The sequence below is a fragment of the Fodinibius roseus genome (assembly GCF_900129315.1).
Classification (GTDB): Bacteria; Bacteroidota; Rhodothermia; order Balneolales; family Balneolaceae; genus Fodinibius; species Fodinibius roseus.
Map to the genome: position 1 here is coordinate 362,357 of NZ_FQUS01000001.1, position 18,905 is coordinate 381,261.

Sequence of the window (18,905 nt, forward strand, 5' to 3'; positions counted from 1 at the left end):
CATGGTTGTTGTTGATGGCCTCAACTCGTATTTCTCACTCATCTTTTTGTAGTAGCCTTGCTCATGAGCCAATTCTCCGGGTGCCTATTTGGTTCAGGTGTTGCTTATCGACAGCAGCTGGATCCAGCTTATTGGAATAGATAACACCGGAGATAACCTCAGGCTGATGAGCTGTGAAATCCTGTGCCAGCAGAGAGCCGGTATTCAGGCCGTGAGCGTGATCTTCGGAACCCAGTCCCGATGCCAGAACAGCCGTAATGGTCCGCCCGATGCTGCTCTCCAGGCTGGAGGTGAAAACCAGGCTGCAATTAAATTGCCGGGCGCGTTGACGGATAGCAAAGAGTCTGGAAAAACTTCCGATCACCATCGGCTTGATAATAAGAAATGAGCAATAGGATAACAGGTGTTTCCACTGCTCATTTTTATTAATCGATTCGTCCAATGCGAGGGGGACGTTAGTTAGCCGGTCAAGTTCGCCCCATTTTTCAGGGGTGGGATGGCTGAGCGGCTCCTCGCAGTATTCAATACCAACAGGTTCAATGCTGTTTAAATTAGTGATCGCCTCTTCCGTTGTCCATGCCCGGTTTGCATCCAGTCGAATGTGAAGGCCGGGAAGCCGGTCCCGGATTCGCCTCAGCAATTTTTGTTCGCAAGGCCAGTCGGTTCCCACTTTACACTTGATGGTCCTGAATCCACGGGCATGTAGTTTTTGAGCGGTTAATACCGGGTCATCGGAACCGGCCAGGGACAGGAGTCCGTTGACGGCCACGGCGGGAGCGGGCTCTTCAAATAAAAAGGAGATCAGTGATTGTTGTGCTTGTTGAGCCGCTACCTGGTAGGCCAGGCCGTCCAGCGCAAACTGAAGGGCCGGGAGAGTCGTTTCCGCCAGGTAATGATCCTGGAGCTCCTGAACAGGATGATCGGAATTCAGTAATCCTGACCAGTTTTCGATATGCGTTTCAATTTGCGTCTCTATGTCCTCCAGGGTTTCAGAAGAGAAGCCGGGCAGAGGGGCGGCTTCTCCGTAGCATGGGCCGCCGGGACCGGATACAGCGAATACAATCCCTTCTCGCCTGGCGTAAACGTTGTTACTGCTCTCAAACGGATTTTTGAACGGAAGTTGATAGGTATAGCAATCTATCTTCATAACAAGTCAAGTAATATCCCGGCGCTGAAAAGAATGCCGTAAAAGGTCATGAATTGGGCCGTCTGTTCCAGCGTTTTATTTAATTTGCGCTTGTCTTCTTCCGTCCAAATGGTAAAAACCAGCAGACCGGCCATGGGAAGAGTTATATATGGAAGAAATACAGGCATGCCATATTCCAGCTGGACGTAAAAATGGGGCGGAATAGCCAGCGCCAGCATCATCATTAACAGGTATTCCCATTTGAGTACCTTCTCGCCGAAGAGGACCCCCAGGGTGTTTTTTCCGGCGGGACCGTCCTGTTCGATGTCTCGCAAATTATTGACCACTAAAATATTGGTCGATAATGCCCCGACAGCAAGAGAAGCCCAGAAAGAATCAGTACTCCACTGCAGGGCATTAACATAATAGGATCCCATGACGGCTACAATACCGAAGAAGATAAATACAAAGAGATCACCGAGACCATTATACCCCAGTGGAAAGGGACCGCCCGTATACAGGATGCCGCACACCAGGGAAGCCACACCTATCCAAAAGATTATCCAGCCCGCGTGCCACACCAGGTAGAGTCCCAGTATAAACGCCAGTCCCATCGTTATGATCGTAGCATTGCGCATGGCGCGCACCGAGACCAGTCCCTTAGCTGTTGCCCGCTCGAAGCCGATACGCTCTTCGGTATCAGCCCCTTTTTGAAAATCGAAATAGTCGTTTGCAAAATTTGTTCCTATCTGTATGAGAAAAGCACAAAGCAGTGCAACGAAAGAGGCCACCCAGTCGAACGTGTGATGATAAACAGCAAGCGTTGCTCCAACACAGACCGGTACGAAAGCCGCGGCCAGTGTTTGGGGACGTGCAGCATCAATCCATATTTTTAGGGTATGTTGATTCAAAAACGGTAAATAATTTAGTTTTTTTTGAAAAAAATGGGAATGTTTTTCGCCGGAATGAAACTCTTTGGTATAAATTAACTTAGTTCATTTATTAGTATAGGGTTATATAGTTAGGCATTTTTATTTTTTATTTAAATTTTTGTTGACAATTTTCAAAAAAAGCTTTTTATTGGAATTTGAATTGAGCCAACGCAATGGGTTTTAATACGCTGTGACAGTAGCTTATAAGAACATGCGGGTTAATCACTCAGTTGTTAACGGCCCCAAGTTACACAGAAAGTTTGTGGATCGTTAGTACAGCTTTCACAGAACTGGATTCTAAGTCGGTTCAATTCTTAACTGTTAACAAATAACTTAACAATCAATAACTGAAACTTACATGGCTTTTTCTAAACTTGAATATATCTGGCTTGATGGCTATAAACCAACGCAAACGCTCAGAGGTAAAACCAAAGTCCTTCATGATTTCAGCGGTAATCTTGAAGATGTGCCCATGTGGAATTTCGACGGGAGTTCAACAGAACAGGCAAAGGGCAGCTCTTCTGATTGCTTGTTGAAGCCAGTAGCTATTTATCCTGATCCTTCCCGCAAATCGGCTTATGTCGTCATGAATGAAGTGCTGAATGCAGATGGCACACCTCATGAAACGAATGCCCGGGCTACCATTGACGATGAGGATGGTGATTTTTGGTTTGGTTTTGAGCAGGAATATTTCCTTTCGGACCCAGAGACCGGCCGTCCCCTGGGTTTTCCAGCCAGCGGATACCCTGCACCCCAGGGACCCTATTACTGTGGAGTAGGAGGAGATTCTGCGTTTGGCAGAGAAATTATCGAGGAACATTTGGATATCTGCCTTGAAGCCGGTCTTAACGTGGAAGGCATAAATGGAGAAGTTGCTGCCGGACAGTGGGAATTCCAGATTTTTGGTAAAGATGCGAAGTCGACGGGAGATGAAATATGGATTGCCCGGTATCTTATAGAACGCATCGCTGAAAAATATGGGTTGGTTGTTGATTGGCACCCGAAGCCATTGGGCGATACCGACTGGAACGGCTCCGGTATGCATGCGAATTTCTCGAATGAATTCATGCGCGAAACCGGAGGCGAAGAAAATATGAAGACCATCTGTGAGGCTTTTGGGGATCATATTGATGAGCATATTGCGGTGTACGGGGCCGATAATGACAAACGCCTGACCGGTAAACACGAAACGCAATCCATAGACAAGTTCAGTTATGGTGTTTCGGATCGGGGTGCCTCCATTCGTATTCCCGTTACGACAAAGGAAGACGGTTGGATTGGTCGCCTCGAAGACCGGCGCCCGGCTTCCAATGCTGATCCTTATAAAGTTGCGGCTCGTATTATTGAGACGGTTAATGGCGCTGATATTCAATAGTAGAGTAGATATCGGTAAAGTCGCACTTGTTTAAAAAACCCCGTTTCCGTGAGGAAACGGGGTTTTTCATTACCTTTACGTAAGAGGGCATTGCAGCATTGTCCAGTCAACCGGGATGCGTTAATCAATTTTTATATCCTGACTGAATTTGTATTTTCCGTACTTCTCCTCCAAAATGTTAGCAAGAATTGCGTTATGTTCCATATTCAATATCGCCTAATGCTAAAGATATACCGGTACTCCTTAGCTAATTGAAAACAGACCGCACTATGACAAAACAAGAAGTTGTTCAGACGATAGAACAGTATGAGGGACATAAGGTTAAGCTTGCCCTTGTAGATATTGATGGGGTATTGCGGGGGAAAGTTGTTTCCAAGTCCAAGTTCCTGAAGATTCTGGATGAGGGGTTCGGATTTTGCAACGTGGTGTTTGGCTGGGATGTGAATGATGCTGTTTATGACAATTCAAACGTTACGGGCTGGCATACCGGTTATCCCGATTCAAAGGCGTCTGTTGATATCGCTACCTTTAGAACAATTCCGTGGGAGGGTGATATGCCTTTCTTTTTAGCCGACTTTAGCAGCTCGGAGGACCTCTCGGAAGTATGTCCCCGTACGCTGCTTAAAAAGGTCAGCCGTCAGTCTGCAGAACTCGGTTATAGCCCTTTGTTTTCCAATGAGTTTGAATGGTTTAACTTTAATGAAACGCCCCGGACGCTTAAAGATAAAAACTATGAGAATCCGACACCGCTGTCTCCGGGTATGTTCGGTTACTCGATTCTGCGATCCTCTCAAAATGCTCCTTTTTTTAACGACTTATTTGATCAGCTTAATGCTTTTGGGGTGCCTGTAGAGGGACAGCATACCGAAACGGGGGACGGCGTTTTCGAAGCCAGTATTACCTACAGTGATGTCCTGGAAGCGGCGGACCGCGGCACGCTTTTCAAGAGCGGGGTCAGGGAAATCGCCCACCGGCACGGCATAATGGCCAGCTTTATGGCCAAATGGAATCAAAGTTTGCCCGGATGCAGCGGGCATATCCACCAAAGCCTCTGGGACGAAAACAGGGATCAGAATTTATTTTACGATAACTCGCAGCCTGATCACATGAGTGATTTGCTCGAGCACTATATCGCCGGGCAGCTTTACTGTCTCCCGCATATCCTGCCCATGTATGCACCTACGGTCAACAGTTACAAGCGTTTTGTGGAAGGTTCGTGGGCAGCCACGACGGTCAGCTGGGGCGTGGGCAACCGGACAACGGCTCTTCGCGTCATCACCCACGATGAATCCTCCGCTCGGTTGGAAACACGCGTACCGGGTTCCGATGCAAATCCCTACTTGTCGATGGCAGCCAGCCTGGCCTCCGGTTTATATGGTATTAGGGAAAAACTAACTCTTGACGTCCCAAAGACCGAGGGTAATGAATATGATAACAGCAGTAATAAATTGCTACCTTCCACGCTCAAAGAAGCTACCGACGCGATGAAATCTTCAAAACTGCCTGAAGAGTTATTCGGAAAAGTCTTTACCGATCACTTTATCCGGACAAGAGAGTGGGAATGGAGACAATTTTCCGAACAGGTAACCAACTGGGAACTGAAACGTTATTTTGAAATTATCTAAAACTATTTATATATGCTCCAGATTAACTTTAATCAGATTGTCAGAGAGGCTGTTGAGGCTTATGACAGTAGCAAGGAAATTGTAACTATTACGGATATAAGCGCCAAAGTTTCGACCAACCACGTCTATCGCATTACGTTTTCAGACGACAATATTATTATTGCCAAGCTCTCCTATTTCGGGAAATACGAGCATTTTGTAGAGGACCACAGCATTATCAACTCGTTGGCGAATAACCTGCCTTCGCCTTTTGAAAATGTTCTGGCACGATCGCTCATCAAGGGGGATTCCCTTTTCGTACACCGGCATCAGGATGACCTTATCGATGTATGGGTGGTGTTTTATCGTCCGATGGAAGTAAAAAAACGATTGCCGAAACGGTTGAATGAGGATCAGATCAAAAAACTGGCCGTATCTTTCGCTCAATTTCACAAGGCATGTTACAGCATCAAGAATACGCTTCCGCCCTCTTCCAAGACACTTGAAGTAGATATCAATCACCTGTTGGAAGTGCTCCAAACCAAAGACGGCCGGCACGAACACCGCATGCATTTGGATCTTATTAGAAAACAGTGTCATACGTTTTTAGCCAATATAGAAGACCTCGGAACGGAGGAGCTGGATGTCATCCCGGTTTTTGTGGACTGGAATATCGGTAACTTTTCTGTCACGCCCGAACTGCAGCTTTTTTCGCGCTGGGATTATGACTGGTTCAGAGTAAGCTCGCGCATGATGGATTTCTACTTCTTCAGCAGGATCGTGTCCAGTGTCGGAGACAAGACCATCTTCAGCTATGATGTTGATCCGCTGATGGAGGATCGCTTTATCCTGTTTTTGAAAGCCTATCATGAGGAATATCCCTTAAAGGAGATAGAAATTCGTTTTCTAAAAGAGGCCTATCGTTTTTTCCTCCTTAATTATGTAATAAAGTATGGCCGGTATTTCTTTCACGAAATATTTGCGAACAGACTGCAGCAGGAAGCCTATAATGAACATCTGCCCGTCATTGATGAAAAATTCGACCCTGAACCGCTATTAGAAGCATTAAACCTGTAAAATATAATGGAAAAAGTATCTTTTTATTCGCTTGTAAAGAATTACAAAGCCGTCTTTATTGACTCCTACGGTGTGCTGAAAAACCATGAGGGACTCATTGACGGCGTACAGGATTCTATTGAGTATATACGAAGCCTGGGCATCCCCCTTAGAGTACTGACCAACGATGCCTCACGAAGCCAGGAGCAACAAGTAAAGGTTTTTGAATCAATTGGTCTCGAAGGCCTCAAAAAGGAGGAGATTATTACCTCCGGCATGCTTGCCCGACAGTTTTTGGAACTTAAAATTACCTCGGGTAAAATAGCCTATCTGGGGACCGAACGTTCAGCAGAATACATACTGCAGTCCGGCCTTGAACATATTCCCATATCGGATATAGATCTCGAGGATATCGATGACATATCCGCTCTTCTTTTCCTGGATGACGAGGGATTTGACTGGAACTGTGACATCAATAAGACCGTCAATTTTTTGCGACGTAAAAACTTGCCGGTTGTGGTAGCCAATTCGGATAAATACTACCCGGTATCCAACAACGATGTGGCCATAGCAATAGGGGGCATCTCAAGGCTGGTGGAATATACGGTCGATCAGAAATTTATTCGTTTTGGTAAACCCGACACCCAGATGTTTATGTATGCCTATGATGAGTTAAATAAAACCGGCAATTTTGAGAAAAAGGATATCCTGATGGTTGGGGATACACTTCGTACGGATATCCTCGGGGGGAATAAATTCAGCCTTAAAACACTGCTGGTACTCTCCGGGAACACCCGTGCAGACAATGTAGACCTAAAAATAAACTCGACAGGAATCATACCTGATTATATCGCTGATTCAATTTTAAACTAATGATTTGCATTTTGTTTGCCCGCAGGTATCAAACGGACTATATGCTTCGTGGAACCGCACCGGATGAATACGGCAGAAGGTGTTGATTGTCGGCTTTATTATATATGTGAAGGTACACGTTACGATATGACGTGCCGCCGAGCTATCCACTTCACGAAACCTGAGAACGAATAACAACAATAGGGAACGATTCCAATATTGATACAGTTCGATTTGATCATTAGGAACCGTATATTCCGGTGAAAGAAAATGGCAACAAATACGATTATTTTTGAATTACCAACCGAATACGCAATTATCTATTTTTCCGCCTGCCGTCAAGCATCTATTAATTGTCAACGGACTGTGCTTTGTGGCGTTGAATACACCTGTGATTGGGCAGGCCCTTTTCCAATATGGCGCGCTTTGGCCCCTTGAATCGGGGCGTTTTGAGATATGGCAGTTTATAAGCTATATGTTTCTGCACGCAGGCTTCGGACATATCTTTTTTAACCTTTTTGCGCTATGGATGTTCGGCCAGGCAATTGAAAATTTTTGGGGTACCCGGCGCTTTACGATTTACTATTTTTTAACGGGTATTGGTGCTGCCCTCTTGCATATGGTAATAGGGCCCGGGGGCGTGCCGACCCTGGGTGCGTCCGGGGCGGTTTACGGTATTCTCCTGGCTTTTGGGATGATGTTTCCCGACCGTCCTATTATGTTGTTGTTTCCGCCGATACCGATAAAAGCAAAATATTTTGTGGCCGGCTTCGGGGTTATTGAACTTATAAGCGGCCTGACAAGATCCAATTCAGGGGTAGCTCACTTTGCTCACCTGGGGGGGATGCTTGTGGGTTTTATTCTGATAAAATACTGGGGATTGAGAGGGGAAAATTCCCAATATTAACACCAGATTTTTGTTAATTTAAGCGTTCTACTTTTTCTGACCATGCAGAGCATGCACAGCAACGAATCTTTCAGCAGTTCATTTAAGCGCGGTTACCGGGGTCTGCCGGTGGCGATACGTACGCTTATTACGCTTAATGTGGCGGTATTTATTTTCCAGGTCGTACTAGGCATTGTCAGCAGTACGTATGGCAACGCGCTGGTTCAGGCCTTTGCCTTTTACCCGGAATGGCAGACGGCTCTGTTTCAGCCGTGGCGAATGGTCACCTATATGTTTCTGCACGGGGGAGCGTTTCATCTTATTTTTAATATGTTGTGGCTATGGTGGATGGGACGCGCGGTAGAAGAACATCTGGGTCCCCGCACCTTTACCGTCATCTATATGGGGGCAGGTATCGGAGGGGCGCTGCTGGATATTCTCTTCGCTCAAATTATGGGCTTTAACTTTGTTATCGGGGCATCAGGGGCCGTTTACGGTATTATGGTGGCCTTTGCGATGCTCTTCCCGACTATGCCGATCATGCTCCTGCTATTGCCGCCTATACAAGCGCGCTATGTGGTAGCGGGACTTATTGCGCTGGATGTGTTGTTGCTGGGCTCCCAGGACGGTACGGCCCGTATCGTGCATCTTGGCGGGGCCGGAATCGGTTATTTGCTGATGCGGGCGCAAACGAGAGGGTCGAATTTAAGTAAATGGATTTTACCGCTTGAGCAGTTCTGGTATCGCTTAAAAGGATCCTACCAGCAGCCGAAATCCAAAACCAAAAATAAGAATATGTACTCGGTGTCGGACGTTGAAGTAGTAGACGAAACGGAAGAGCAGGCCGAACTCGATCAGATCCTGGAGAAAATTTCTGAAAAAGGATATGACGGGCTGACTCAAGAGGAGAAGCAAAAGTTGTTTGAGCTCAGTAAAAAGAACTGATAATTTTGAATGTTAAATGTTGAATTTGAAGTTCAACATTCAACCTTCAAAAGGTATAACTTGTAAGATATGTCTCAAATAAAACGTCGCAAATCGATACAGGTCATGGTGGGCGATGTGCCCGTAGGCGGTGGTGCACCGGTGGTGGTACAGTCTATGACCAACACTGATACGGCTGATGTTGATGCCACCGTGGAGCAGATCAGGCACCTGCACCGGGCCGGTTCCGAAATCGTACGTATCACCGTCAATAATAAAAAGGCGGCCCAGGCGGTTCCCCATATCAAGGAGCAGCTGCTGGCGGATGATGTTACCGTTCCGATCGTGGGCGATTTTCATTATAACGGACACAAACTGCTTGTAGAGTATCCGGAGGCAGCGAAAGCGCTGTCCAAATTCCGGATCAATCCCGGCAACACCGGGACCAAGACGAGGGACGAAAACTTCTGCACGATTGTAGAACAGGCCATCAAATACGATAAGCCGGTTCGTATCGGGGTCAACTGGGGGTCGCTCGATCAGAAGTTGTTGGCCAAAAAAATGGATGCCAACAACCAGCTCGCAAAGCCGAAATCATCCAAACAGGTGATGCTCGACACGATGGTCGAAAGTGCGTCCCGATCGGCCGATTTGGCAGAAAGTGTGGGATTAGCTTCCAATAAAATTATTATCAGCTGCAAGATGTCGCATGTACAGGATGTGGTACATGTTTATGAGCGTATTGCCGATCTGCTGGACTACCCGCTGCATGTGGGACTCACCGAGGCCGGTATGGGCATGAAAGGAATGGTGGCCAGCTCAGCTGCTCTGTCCGTTCTGCTGCAGCAGGGGATAGGTGATACCATCCGGGTTTCCTTAACACCTAAACCCGGCGGTGACCGGGCTGAAGAAGTTCGGGTATGTCAACAGGTGTTACAATCCCTGGGCATCCGCAGTTTTGTCCCCCAGGTGACCGCCTGTCCGGGCTGCGGGCGGACGAACAGCACCTATTTCCAGGAATTGGCGGATGAGATTCAACAGTACCTTCGTGAAATGATGCCGGTCTGGCGCGAAGTGTACCCCGGAGTCGAAGAGATGAATGTAGCCGTCATGGGCTGTGTGGTCAACGGTCCCGGTGAATCGAGAAATGCCAATATCGGTATCTCGCTGCCCGGTACATTCGAGGAACCCAAGGCTCCTGTCTATATGGATGGAGAACATCACAGTACGCTCAGGGGCGACAACATCGCCCAGGAGTTTCGTGAAATCCTGGATGACTACATTATGCGCAACTATGGAAAAGAGGGGACCGTTGAGGAAACTCTGTAGTATATTCCCGGCCTCATTTAAGGAGGATTCCAGGGTTTTGAGAAACCGGTTTTTTTTGTTCAACATCAATTCCGAGCGATTTCAAAACCGCAGGCTATAGACTATGCATAAAGATGTTGAATTCGCGAACATGTAGCAATTGGGCAAAACCACGGTTTTGCAAAGGTCTCTGAATAATGAAGGAACAGACCGTTATGGCAAGCCATCTTATGGGTTATCTTCTTGTTTTTATAGTCTTTACCGGCCTTGCGGGATGCGAACATTCCGGGGACCAGTCAAACCGGCAACTGGTTGACCAACAGTATATGGATTCCGAGATCTATCGTTCATTCTCCAGCCAGGCCCGGCAGGAGCAACATGATGCGCGCAATCAAAAGAGGGGACTGACTGCCCGGTTAAAAAATCTTTCAGACTGCCCGGTTTCCCAATCGCTTACTCCACCATTTGCTATCGACTCGCTGAAAATGGCCGAATGGAGTGAGTCCGACGCAAGCAACTGCTTTAGCGGGCAATCTTTTGAAAGCAGTCCGTATACCCTCAGGGTAGTAGCACAGACCTCTTTTCGCGATGTTAAGATGTTATGGATCCTGCGTTCCCGAGTCTCGATATACCGGAACGAGGAACTTATTTTAGCCACATTTAAAAATAAAAAATTACGGCATGCTGAAAGTTTGGGTGCGTATCGAAAAAATTTAAAAGAACATATTTCAACAGGAATAGATGTGCGTTCGGGAAGTGAAGAATTGGTAATAACAGCCGTGGAGAATCGTAAAATCATATATCCGATTGAACAGAATAATGCTGTTGAACATGTTTATTATATCGATAGTGATGGAGATATAAAAGAATGACCACCTATCATTTTTTCAAATGACGGGATAAAAGCAGGTTTTCTAACTCAATAATTGGTGATTGTGATGAGATTTATAAAATCGGTTTTTTTAGTGCTATTCAGCCTGTTTTTTTTACCTGCGACTTTCATTGCGCAAGAGCTCGAGTCGCTGGTTCACAAGGCGGATTCTCTCTACGCAGAATACCAGGAAAAGCAGAGTCTGCAACTGTACAAGCAGGTACTGGAGCGAGAGCCGGATCACTATCGAGCGCTGTGGAGAAGCAGTTTCCTACATTCGCGGATCGGAAACCGATTGGATGAGGAGGGGGAACAGGAAGACTATTTTAACCGGGCTATTGCATTGGCTGAAAAAGCACTGGCTGTAGATTCCACCGGTTCTCAGTCTAATTTTGTTATGTCCGTGGCCATGGGACGTAAGGCCCTGATTTCAGGAGCGAGGGATCGTGTTGCAGCATCCCGGGCTATCAAAAAATATGCGGACCGGGCCATCAGATATGACAGTACCAATGCAGGGGCCTGGCACGTACTGGGACGCTGGCATTTTAAGGTTGCCAATTTGAGCTGGGTTGAGCGGCTTGCTGCCAATACTCTTTTTGGAGGGGTCCCCGGCGATGCAAGTAATGAAAAAGCAGCGGAATATATTAAGAGGGCAATCTCCCTGGAGGGGCAATATGCTCGTTACTATTACGATCTGGCCCGGGTGTATGAAGAGCTCGGCCGGGATAAACAGGCTATCGTGACCTGCCAGGCAGCTATAGACTTGCCTGTTTTAACCTCAGATGATATGGAGATTAAAGACCAGTGCCAACAGTTGATTGAGGATATTTGACGGATGGAGTTTCTGTTGATATCTGTAAGCGCTTTCATTATTATCCAAAGAACTTCATAACGAGGTAGATCCAAGTTGTCCCATACGATATACGACATAGCCCGCCGGGCGGGCGTCAGTATTGCCACGGTTTCCAGAGTATTTAATGAAAGTGCAAAAGTTTCGCCTGCAACACGCGAAAAAGTACTGCATATAGCCCGGGAAGTGGGCTATATGCCCCAGGGTTTTGCACGGGGACTTGCCCGGCGAAAGAATAATGTTATTATGGCGGTAGTGCCGCTGCTTTCCAACTATTTTTTTCTACAGGTTCTCAACGGTATCCAGCATACGATTTCGGAAACAGATTTTGAACTGCATATTTATAATGTAAAGCCTGAAGAACCGGCGTTTTCTCAAGTTAAAAGGTTATTGGGCAGGCGGTGGGCGGACGGTTATCTTTTCGTTTCTATTCATCTCAGTGAAGGGCAGTGGCAGGAGATCAATCAACTCGGTCAGCAGATGATTTTGATCGATGATGCCTGTACATCCTGCAACTATTTCCAGATCAACAACAAGCAGGGAGCGCGTATTGCAACAGAATATTTCCTTGACAGGGGATTCAGCCGCATCGCACTGATCACAGCAGCCGACCGCTCTATTCCGGCCGCAAAACGATGCGAAGGATATTATGAAATGCTCCGGGAGTATGGGATAACACCGGATGACCCGCTTACGGCCAGGGGAAGCACCGATTATCGTGATGGCTTCAATGAACGCAACGGTTATGAAGCCATGCTTCAGCTATTGGCGTTGGATGAACACCCGGAAGCTATTGTTTGCGTATCGGATATACAGGCTATAGGCGCACTGTCGGCCATGAAGGAGCAGCAGGTGCATATCCCCATCATAGGATATGACGATATTCAGTTATCCGAATATATCGGCCTTTCAACGATGCGCCAGCCGATGTATGAAATGGGTTGCAAAGGAACGAAATTATTGCTTGACAACCTCGGGGAGGAGTCTTCAGCACTGGTTCAGAAGAACTATACGCCGGAACTCATTCTTCGATCTACAACCCGGGCGAAATCAAACAGAAAAGACTAACACAAATTATTCAGGATCAATTTATGTCATCTAAAGAACCCAAAATTGAACGGATTGGAGTGTTAACTTCAGGAGGAGATGCCCCGGGCATGAATGCCGGGATTCGGGCGGTCGTTCGGGCTTCCGTATACTATCATATAACTCCATTTGGAATTCGGCACGGCTACGACGGATTTATCAACGATGATATTTGCGAGATGCATGCCGGATCCGTGAAGCATATCATCCATCAGGGAGGCACGATTTTAAAATCCGCCCGGAGCAGTGAATTTAAAACGGATGAGGGCATGAAAAAAGCCTGGGAAAACGTAAAGAAACACCAGCTGGATGCCATGGTTGTAATTGGAGGAGACGGAACCTTCAAGGGAGCGATGGAATTTGGAAATAGGTTTGATTTTCCCATTGTAGGAATTCCGGGAACTATAGACAATGATATATTTGGCACGGACTTTACCGTGGGCTTTGATACGGCTGTTAATACCGTGGTTGAAGCGGTTGACAAAATAAGAGATACCGCTACATCTCACAACCGGCTCTTTTTTGTTGAAGTCATGGGACGTGATGCGGGATTCATTGCCATGTACTCGGGCATTGGCGCGGGGGCTGAAGAAATCCTCATCCCGGAAAAGGACCGGGGGGTGGAACAGCTGTTCGAGTCACTGGAACGTACTTCACAGCGAAAAAAAAGTTCACGCCTGGTGATTGTTGCGGAGGGAGACAAAAATGCAAATGTTTATGATATCGAAGAGAAGGTGCAGGAACGTTTTGGTGACCGGTATGAGACCAAGGTGACCATCCTGGGTCATGTGCAACGGGGCGGGCGTCCCAGTTGTACCGACCGGGTGCTGGCAAGCCGGCTGGGAGTCGCAGCTGTAGAAGCCCTCCGGAAGGGGAACCACGGTATGATGGTAGGGGTACGGAATCGAAAAGTTGAATTTACTGATTTTGAACAGGCGACCAAACGGAATCCCGAAATGGATCAGGAGCTCATGCGTGTCGCCAATATTATCTCTATTTAGTGTAATGAGCAAATAGTTACATTAGAACCAGCGCTCAACGGTTATTGATATTTAATAAAATGTTAGAATTATGTTAACGGAACAAGTTGATACCCCAACAGAAGAAATAGGAGGAGATCGAGCAGATCGTTCCTACCAAACCCCCGAATGGGCGAAGCATGTGATCTGGTACCAAATATTTCCCGAGCGATTCCGAAACGGGGACCCCTCAAATGATCCGGTGGCCGATCGGGTCAGCGGTCCCCCGGGGTGGGAAATTAGACCCTGGATCTCAGACTGGTATGACCGCACCGATTGGGAGAAATCGTTGGGAGATCGTTTCCAGGACGGCGTCTATCACCGCCGCTACGGGGGAGACCTGCAGGGGATTATTGACAAGCTGGGTTATCTGCAGGAGCTGGGGGTAGGAGCGATTTATCTGAATCCCGTTTTTGATGCGGTTTCCCTACACAAGTATGATACCAGCTGCTACCATCATGTGGATCGCTTCTTTGGTCCCGACCCCGAAGGCGATGTACGTATTATGGAGGAGGAAGATCCGCTGGATCCGGAGACCTGGCAATGGACCTCCGCCGACCGCCTTTTTCTGAAACTCATAAAAAAGGTCCATGGCCGGGGAATGAAGATCATCATAGATGGCGTTTTTAATCATACGGGCACTGATTTTTGGGCATTCCGGGACCTGGCAGAAAACCAGGAGAATTCTCCTTTCAGCGACTGGTATGCAGTCAAGTCGTTTAAAAGTACTGATGGTAATGATGCTGAATTTGATTATGCCGGGTGGTGGGGACATAAAGAATTGCCGGAGTGGAAAGAAGTTGAGAATACACTGATTCAACCAGTGCGGCAACATATCTTTGATATCACCCGCCGCTGGATGGACCCTGATAGTGACGGAGACCCCTCGGACGGCGTTGATGGCTGGCGGCTCGATGTTCCTGAAGAGGTGGGAAAAGAGTTTTGGAGAGAATGGAACGCACTGGTCCGGGACATTAATCCGCAGGCGTATACGGTGGGCGAGATATGGTCCGATAAATCAAAAGAATGGGTAAGCGGTGATCTGTTTAATGCTGCTATGAACTATCCTTTTGCCAAAGCCGTACAGAAATATATGATTGACCGGGCCTTATCCCCCAGCGAATTTTTAACGCTTTTAAAAAAAGGACGCAGAAGTTTTCCCGGGGAAGCTTCTTTTGTGATGCAGAACCTGATGGACAGTCATGATACCCCGCGCCTGGCTTCGATGATCGTCAATCCCGGCCGGGAATATAATGAAGACGGAAGGCCGGAGATGGGCTTTGACGTTCGAAAGCCTGATCCCGGGGAACGCCGCATTCAAAAACTGATAGCGCTCTTTCAATATACGTATGTTGGAGCTCCTATGATTTATTATGGCACGGAGGCCGGTATGTGGGGGGCGGGCGATCCTGACGACCGAAAACCGATGGTATGGCCTGAGTTTAATTATGAACCGGAAAAAAAACACCCCATGAATAAAGAACGTCCCGCCGATGATAACAATTTTGATCCAAACCTTTTCAAATGGTATCAAAAGCTGGGCGAAATTCGCAATGAGCATCTGTCCCTGCAGACCGGGACCTTCCAGCCATTGAACATCGATGACGATAAGAATACTTTCGCATTTGCACGCATATTGAACCAACAGAAATTTGCCATCATTGCACTGAATCGTTCAGATCAATCCCAGAATATGCGGATTCCACTGGGTGACGTTGAAATTCCGGAAAAAAAGCATTTGGAAAACCTGCTGACCGATACCCGTGTGGAAATCGAGAGGGAGCATGTCGAAATAAATCTACCTCCCGTTTCCGGTGTTGTCTTAAGTCCAGAACAAGACCGATAATGAGATTGGATCCCAAATATTTTAATACTTTTTTAGCCGTTGTAGCTGTCGTTGCCGCGTTGTTTATTGCCTATTTTACGGTAAGCAGCCAACTGGACAAGCGTTCTGAATTTAAGGAGCGGATAGTGCAGCAAGACTCCCTGCAGACGGTCACCTGGCCACTGGTAGAAAGCTCGGAAAGTATTAGTATTGCTGACTTTAGCGATCGGTTTGTACTGCTTCATTTTTGGTCGAACTGGTCGGAACGTTCTGTTGAAGCACACCGTCAATTGGCAAAACTGAAAAGGGAATATGGCGGACGGCTTACTGTCATTGCGGCCGCGGTGGGACTCCGGAGAGAGGAGGCGCTCTCGTATGCAAGTGAGCACGGGTTTCCCTTCTACCATGTAGCAGGCTCCCGGCTGTTTTCCGCTTTTCAGATTCCCGGAGTGCCTGCATATTTACTTTATGCACCTGAAGGCAGGCTTGAGTTTGTTTTGACAGGATCTATGGACGAGGTTCAATTTGACAGCTTAAGGACGATAATGGATGGCAAACCAAAATAGCAGCTGGATTATCTATGACGGAAAGCTGAAACCGGCCAAAGAACCGGTGGCCTATGCGGCTTCGCGGGGACTTATGTATGGCGACGGAATATTTGAAACCCTCCGGGTGTATGGGGGAAAGACCCTCCTCTTTGAAAAGCATATGGAACGGCTGAAAGCAGGGTCGCAAATGCTGGGTATGGATTCGAAACATCTTCCGCGTGAAAAGAGCCTAAAGGTGCAAATCCACCGGCTGCTGCAGGAAAATACACTGCTTAACCGGGACGCTATTGTCAGGTTGCAGTGCTGGCGTGGAGGGGAGCGGGGATATAGGCCCCGGACCCGGGCTGAAATTCATTATACGGTAACAGCTTCCCGGTGTCCCGATTACGAAGGAACTTACCCTGCCTTGGCCACCGTTGCAACGAGACGTATCCCCTCCGAATCGCTGCCTTCCACCGGCAAGTTTACCAACGGCATCAACTACATTCTTGCTGCGCAGGAGGCAGCTGCGCAGAAGGCGGATGATGCGCTGATGCAAACCGTTGACGGCCGGGTATCGGAGACGACCATCGCCAATATTTTCTGGATTGAAGAGGGACAAATTTTTACTCCTTCAACAGAGTGTGATTTAATTCGGGGGATTACCCGGCAGGTTGTACTGGACATAATTGACCGTCATCCGGCGTACCGGTGCCGGGAGGGAAGCTATGCGGTTGAAAAATTATACCAGGCCGATGCGGTGGCCCTGTGCAATTCTGTTCGGGAGATTACGCCTGTCCGACGGATTGATAATCATACCTTTGACACCAACCACCCTGTTTTTAACGAATTAAAGCAGTTATATTCAGATTATAGAGATCAAAAATTGAAACTCCTTCCGGGTAGTGATTGAATGTGTATTAACCTTGCAGCGATTTCAAAGGCACTGGAGCAAAAAGGGCCGGTGATACTGCTGGAGTCGCAGTCCCGCGACCACCCGTGGTCGCGGCGTTCCTACGTAGCCGCCCGGCCCACAGCTGAAATAAGAGCCTACGGCAGGGAGATCCATATTACAGGCAAAGAAGGTCGGCAGCATTTTGAAGCCAACCCGTGGGAAGCGCTGCGCGCATTCAGAGAACAGTATGATGGCTGGCTGTTTGGATACCTGGGGTATGACCTGAAGAATCATACCGAGCTGCTGAGCTCTCAAAACCCGGATGCGATAGGGGCTCCCGATCTCTATTTTATGGTCCCCGGGTTTATACTGGAACAGGATCGACATACTCTTCAGGTTCGCATGATCAGGGGATCCATACCTCCAAACGATGAGCGACATGCGTTCAGTGGCAGCAGGGGCCGTTTTAAGGTACGAGACCTGAAACCTCAGCTATCAATGGATGACTACCTGGGGGGGATCAGGGAGGCGCAGCGGGCGATTGCTGACGGGGATTTTTACGAGATTAACTTGTCGCACCAGCTTCGGGGCAAATTCAGCGGCTCATCCATGGCGCTCTACCAGAGTATGAAAAAAGTGGGCCCGGTTCCTTTTGGCGCGTATCTCCGAACGCCCGATTGCACGATCTGCTGTCAATCGCCGGAACGTTTCTTGCGCAAGGAGGCCGGGACGGTTTTTTCTCAGCCGATAAAGGGGACCTCCCAAAGAGGGAAGGACGAACAGGAAGATCATTTGCTGAAAGAAGCGTTGTCCAGCTCAGTCAAGGAACGCGCGGAAAACCTGATGATTGTTGATCTGGTCCGCAACGATCTGAGCCGTATTGCTGAAAAAGGGTCGGTAACCGTTACGGGGTTATTCGATATTGAAACGTTTGGAACCGTCCACCAGATGGTTTCCACGATACAAGCAGAGGCCGGGGATAAGGACCCCGTCTGCATCTTGCAATCCTGTTTTCCGATGGGCTCCATGACCGGTGCCCCAAAAATTAGCGTTATGGAAGCCATCGAACGAATTGAAAAGTACCGCCGGGGTATTTATTCCGGAGCTATCGGTTACATCAAGCCGGCGGGGGATTTTGACTTTAATGTGGTCATTCGAACAGCAATTATCAAAGACAACGAACTGTTTTATGCGGTGGGCGGGGCTATCACCGGTGATTCGAATCCCGAAGCTGAGTGGCAGGAAACGATGGTCAAGGCACAGGCCTTGAAGGATGCTACATAACCAAGTCATTTTTACTATAGAGCAGAAACGGACAGTACTCCTGTGCTATCAACCTGAATGCTGCGTGAAACACCTGTCAGCCCGTATTTCTCACAACGATTTATGGTATATTGTTGTAGCCTTATGATACAGATAAATTATATCGATTGTTGAGCCCCAAACATTATAACAGCGTGTAACATACTGCGAAGGCTGCCGGTCAGCGGAGTTAAAGATAAAAATAGCGTGCTCTACGTACTGGGCTACGTTTCTGCTGCTATTTTTCCTTGCCTTGCCTTGCTGAAGTACAAATTTCTCGGTGAGAAATGCGGTTTGGAGGATCCGTAAATAAGCATTCGGGGATAGCTGTTCGTTTTTGAGTAGCAGATCAATTTTATTTATTGTAGTATTTATCCGTTGGTGGGCTTAGCAAAACCAGGAATTTTGTTCAAGGTCAAGGCCCCAGGGAGGTTGCCCTCACAGCATACCGCCCATATGTGAGGATT

At 47.6% G+C, this 18,905-nt stretch carries 17 protein-coding genes; 15 read left to right on the forward strand and 2 right to left on the reverse strand.

Annotated elements, in window-relative coordinates; genetic code table 11:
• Nucleotides 1-61: 61 nt before the first annotated feature.
• Together menC and BUB16_RS01500 are read right to left on the reverse strand one after the other, a co-directional pair.
• Nucleotides 62-1,147: an o-succinylbenzoate synthase gene (gene menC, locus BUB16_RS01495; protein ID WP_073059040.1), complete on the reverse strand. Its 1,086-nt coding sequence runs from the start codon at nt 1,145-1,147 to the stop codon at nt 62-64.
• A complete protein-coding gene (locus BUB16_RS01500) occupies nt 1,144-2,037 on the reverse strand; it encodes a 1,4-dihydroxy-2-naphthoate polyprenyltransferase (RefSeq protein ID WP_073059041.1) in 894 nt (297 codons plus the stop codon). Before BUB16_RS01500 ends, menC begins: the two co-directional genes overlap by 4 nt.
• A 379-nt stretch (nt 2,038-2,416) precedes the next feature.
• Here BUB16_RS01500 and BUB16_RS01505 point away from each other — a divergent pair, with 379 nt between their 5' ends.
• The 15 genes from BUB16_RS01505 to pabB all read left to right on the forward strand — a co-directional run bounded on the left by BUB16_RS01505 (nt 2,417) and on the right by pabB (nt 18,420).
• Nucleotides 2,417-3,433, forward strand: a complete 1,017-nt coding sequence (locus BUB16_RS01505) for a glutamine synthetase beta-grasp domain-containing protein (RefSeq protein ID WP_073059042.1) — start codon at nt 2,417-2,419, stop codon at nt 3,431-3,433.
• 269 nt (nt 3,434-3,702) lie between these two features.
• Nucleotides 3,703-5,058 carry a glutamine synthetase family protein gene (locus BUB16_RS01510; RefSeq protein ID WP_073059043.1) on the forward strand — a complete coding sequence of 452 codons (1,356 nt, stop codon included), beginning with the start codon at nt 3,703-3,705 and terminating at the stop codon, nt 5,056-5,058.
• Nucleotides 5,059-5,070: 12 nt separating this feature from the next.
• A complete protein-coding gene (locus tag BUB16_RS01515; protein ID WP_073059044.1) occupies nt 5,071-6,114 on the forward strand; it encodes a hypothetical protein in 1,044 nt (347 codons plus the stop codon).
• A gap of 6 nt (nt 6,115-6,120) precedes the next feature.
• Nucleotides 6,121-6,966, forward strand: a complete 846-nt coding sequence (locus tag BUB16_RS01520) for an HAD-IIA family hydrolase (protein WP_073059045.1) — start codon at nt 6,121-6,123, stop codon at nt 6,964-6,966.
• Between the two features lie 271 nt (nt 6,967-7,237).
• On the forward strand, nt 7,238-7,852 hold the full coding sequence (locus BUB16_RS01525; protein WP_211483048.1) for a rhomboid family intramembrane serine protease: 615 nt from the start codon (nt 7,238-7,240) through the stop codon (nt 7,850-7,852).
• Nucleotides 7,853-7,903: 51 nt separating this feature from the next.
• Nucleotides 7,904-8,776, forward strand: a complete 873-nt coding sequence (locus tag BUB16_RS01530) for a rhomboid family intramembrane serine protease (protein ID WP_244545617.1) — start codon at nt 7,904-7,906, stop codon at nt 8,774-8,776.
• 69 nt (nt 8,777-8,845) lie between these two features.
• Entirely contained in the window at nt 8,846-10,084 is a 1,239-nt protein-coding gene (ispG, locus tag BUB16_RS01535) for a flavodoxin-dependent (E)-4-hydroxy-3-methylbut-2-enyl-diphosphate synthase (protein WP_073059048.1), read from the forward strand.
• 194 nt (nt 10,085-10,278) lie between these two features.
• The gene (locus BUB16_RS01540; RefSeq protein ID WP_139240144.1) at nt 10,279-10,935 is read left to right on the forward strand and encodes a hypothetical protein; all 657 of its coding nucleotides are present in this window, start codon (nt 10,279-10,281) and stop codon (nt 10,933-10,935) included.
• 66 nt (nt 10,936-11,001) lie between these two features.
• Nucleotides 11,002-11,766 (forward strand): tetratricopeptide repeat protein, encoded by a 765-nt coding sequence (locus BUB16_RS01545; RefSeq protein WP_073059050.1) that lies wholly within the window; start codon nt 11,002-11,004, stop codon nt 11,764-11,766.
• A gap of 75 nt (nt 11,767-11,841) precedes the next feature.
• Nucleotides 11,842-12,852 carry a LacI family DNA-binding transcriptional regulator gene (locus BUB16_RS01550; protein ID WP_073059051.1) on the forward strand — a complete coding sequence of 337 codons (1,011 nt, stop codon included), beginning with the start codon at nt 11,842-11,844 and terminating at the stop codon, nt 12,850-12,852.
• Nucleotides 12,853-12,875: 23 nt separating this feature from the next.
• Complete coding sequence (pfkA, locus tag BUB16_RS01555; RefSeq protein ID WP_073059052.1) at nt 12,876-13,871, forward strand: 6-phosphofructokinase; 996 nt, start codon at nt 12,876-12,878, stop codon at nt 13,869-13,871.
• Nucleotides 13,872-13,941: 70 nt separating this feature from the next.
• On the forward strand, nt 13,942-15,735 hold the full coding sequence (locus BUB16_RS01560) for a glycoside hydrolase family 13 protein (protein ID WP_073059053.1): 1,794 nt from the start codon (nt 13,942-13,944) through the stop codon (nt 15,733-15,735).
• On the forward strand, nt 15,735-16,280 hold the full coding sequence (locus tag BUB16_RS01565) for a TlpA family protein disulfide reductase (RefSeq protein ID WP_073059054.1): 546 nt from the start codon (nt 15,735-15,737) through the stop codon (nt 16,278-16,280). The genes BUB16_RS01560 and BUB16_RS01565 overlap by 1 nt, the downstream gene beginning before the upstream one ends.
• A complete protein-coding gene (locus BUB16_RS01570; protein WP_073059055.1) occupies nt 16,264-17,154 on the forward strand; it encodes an aminotransferase class IV in 891 nt (296 codons plus the stop codon). The genes BUB16_RS01565 and BUB16_RS01570 overlap by 17 nt, the downstream gene beginning before the upstream one ends.
• On the forward strand, nt 17,155-18,420 hold the full coding sequence (gene pabB / locus BUB16_RS01575) for an aminodeoxychorismate synthase component I (RefSeq protein WP_073059056.1): 1,266 nt from the start codon (nt 17,155-17,157) through the stop codon (nt 18,418-18,420).
• The last annotated feature ends 485 nt before the right edge of the window (nt 18,421-18,905 follow it).

Coding starts and splice junctions, on each gene's coding strand:
- ispG (WP_073059048.1), top strand. CDS start 8,846: ATGTCTCAAATAAAACGTCGCAAATCGATACAGGTCATGGTGGGCGAT.
- BUB16_RS01565 (WP_073059054.1), top strand. CDS start 15,735: ATGAGATTGGATCCCAAATATTTTAATACTTTTTTAGCCGTTGTAGCT.
- BUB16_RS01510 (WP_073059043.1), top strand. CDS start 3,703: ATGACAAAACAAGAAGTTGTTCAGACGATAGAACAGTATGAGGGACAT.
- BUB16_RS01520 (WP_073059045.1), top strand. CDS start 6,121: ATGGAAAAAGTATCTTTTTATTCGCTTGTAAAGAATTACAAAGCCGTC.
- BUB16_RS01545 (WP_073059050.1), top strand. CDS start 11,002: ATGAGATTTATAAAATCGGTTTTTTTAGTGCTATTCAGCCTGTTTTTT.
- BUB16_RS01530 (WP_244545617.1), top strand. CDS start 7,904: ATGCACAGCAACGAATCTTTCAGCAGTTCATTTAAGCGCGGTTACCGG.
- menC (WP_073059040.1), bottom strand. CDS start 1,147: ATGAAGATAGATTGCTATACCTATCAACTTCCGTTCAAAAATCCGTTT.
- BUB16_RS01515 (WP_073059044.1), top strand. CDS start 5,071: ATGCTCCAGATTAACTTTAATCAGATTGTCAGAGAGGCTGTTGAGGCT.
- BUB16_RS01570 (WP_073059055.1), top strand. CDS start 16,264: ATGGCAAACCAAAATAGCAGCTGGATTATCTATGACGGAAAGCTGAAA.
- pfkA (WP_073059052.1), top strand. CDS start 12,876: ATGTCATCTAAAGAACCCAAAATTGAACGGATTGGAGTGTTAACTTCA.
- pabB (WP_073059056.1), top strand. CDS start 17,155: ATGTGTATTAACCTTGCAGCGATTTCAAAGGCACTGGAGCAAAAAGGG.
- BUB16_RS01505 (WP_073059042.1), top strand. CDS start 2,417: ATGGCTTTTTCTAAACTTGAATATATCTGGCTTGATGGCTATAAACCA.
- BUB16_RS01560 (WP_073059053.1), top strand. CDS start 13,942: ATGTTAACGGAACAAGTTGATACCCCAACAGAAGAAATAGGAGGAGAT.
- BUB16_RS01540 (WP_139240144.1), top strand. CDS start 10,279: ATGGCAAGCCATCTTATGGGTTATCTTCTTGTTTTTATAGTCTTTACC.